Annotated in this window: 2 protein-coding genes; both read left to right on the plus strand. The window is 75.1% G+C overall.

The genetic code is table 11. The features are described from left to right. On the plus strand, positions 1-918 hold a 918-nt coding region (locus AC07FV_RS34795; RefSeq protein ID WP_479091766.1), incomplete at its 5' end, for an acyl carrier protein. Between the two features lie 58 nt (positions 919-976). Then, a partial coding sequence (locus tag AC07FV_RS34800; protein WP_479091768.1) for a beta-ketoacyl synthase N-terminal-like domain-containing protein occupies positions 977-1,788 on the plus strand: 812 nt, incomplete at its 3' end.

A 1,788-nucleotide genomic window follows, 5' to 3' on the forward strand; every position in this document is an offset into this window, starting at 1 on the left:
GGGCAGTCGGTGTATGCGGCGGCCAATGCGCATCTGGATGCGTTGGCGGAGCGGCGTCGTGCGCGGGGGCGGGTCGCGACGTCCGTGGCCTGGGGCCTGTGGGGCGGCGACGGCATGGGAGCGGACGATGGCGTTACGGACTTCTACGCCGAGCGCGGTCTCGCCCCGATGCGGCCCGAGGCGGGCATCGAGGCACTGCACACGGCCCTGAACCAGGACGACACCTGCGTCACGGTCGCCGACATCGACTGGGAGCATTTCGTCACCGGGTTCACCGCCTACCGGCCCAGCCCCCTGATCTCCGAGATCCCCCAGGTCCGTGCGGTGCGCACCCCCGAGCCCACCGTGGACTCGTCGGACGGACTGCGCCGGCGCGTCGACGCCGCCCTCACCCCGCGCGAGCGCACCAAGGTCCTGGTCGACCTGGTCCGCACGGTGGCGGCAGAGGTGCTGGGCCACGACGGGACCGACGGTATCGGCCACGACGTCGCCTTCAAGGAACTCGGCTTCGACTCGCTCGCCGCGGTGCGGATGCGCGGCCGGCTCGCCGAGACGACCGGCCTGGTCCTGCCGGCGACGGTCATCTTCGACCACCCCACCGTCGACCGGCTCGGCGGCGCGCTGCTGGAGCGGCTGTCCGCGGGCGACCCCGCACCGGGCGGCGCTCCGGAGCCGGCCGGAGGACCCGCGACCCCGCCGCCCGCACCGGAGCCGGCCGGAGGACCCGCGACCCCGCCGCCCGCACCGGAGCCGGCCGCCCACGAGGCCGACATCGACGCACTCGACGCGGACGCCCTGATCCGGCTGGCCACCGGAGCCGCAGGAGCCGCAGGAGCCGCCGAACCGGCCGACGGCGGGCCCGACCCGGCGAGGACCGCCCTCGACGGGACCGCCCCCGACGGGGCCCCGGAGCGGTAGCGCGCCCCCCGGCGCCGACCGCCGCCCTCTTCCCAGCGAGCAGACGAGGAAGCCGAAGATGTCACCCTCCATGGACGAAGTGCTGGATGCGCTGCGCACCTCCGTCAAGGAGACCGAGCGGCTGCGCCGGCAGCACCGGGAGCTCCGGGCCGCCGCGCACGAGCCGGTCGCCGTCGTGGGCATGGCCTGCCGCTACCCCGGTGGCGTGAGCAGCCCCGACGACCTGTGGCGGCTCGCCGCGGACGGCGTCGACGCGATCACCCGCTTCCCGGCCGACCGCGGCTGGGACGAGGAAGCCGTGTACTCGCCCGACCCCGACACTCCCGGTACGACGTACTGCCGCGAAGGCGGCTTCCTCACCGGTGCCGGGGACTTCGACGCGGCCTTCTTCGGCGTCTCGCCGAACGAGGCACTGGTGATGGACCCCCAGCAGCGGTTGCTGCTGGAGACGTCGTGGGAGGCGCTGGAGCGGGCCGGGATCGTCCCCGCGTCGCTGCGCGGCAGCCGCACCGGTGTCTTCGTCGGAGCCGCGCACACGGGGTACGTCACCGACACCGCGCGGGCGCCCGAGGGCACCGAGGGCTATCTGCTGACGGGCAACGCCGACGCCGTGATGTCCGGCCGGATCGCCTACACCCTGGGGCTGGAGGGGCCCGCGCTGACCGTCGGGACGGCGTGTTCGTCGTCGTTGGTGGCGTTGCACCTGGCGGTGCAGTCCTTGCGGCGGGGCGAGTGCGACCTGGCTCTGGCCGGCGGGGTCGCGGTCATGCCCGACCCGACGGTGTTCGTGGAGTTCTCGCGGCAGCGGGGGCTGGCGGCGGACGGGCGGTGCAAGGCGTTCGCGGAGGGTGCGGACGGGACCGCCTGGGC

This window comes from Streptomyces sp. NPDC045956, from assembly GCF_056430705.1.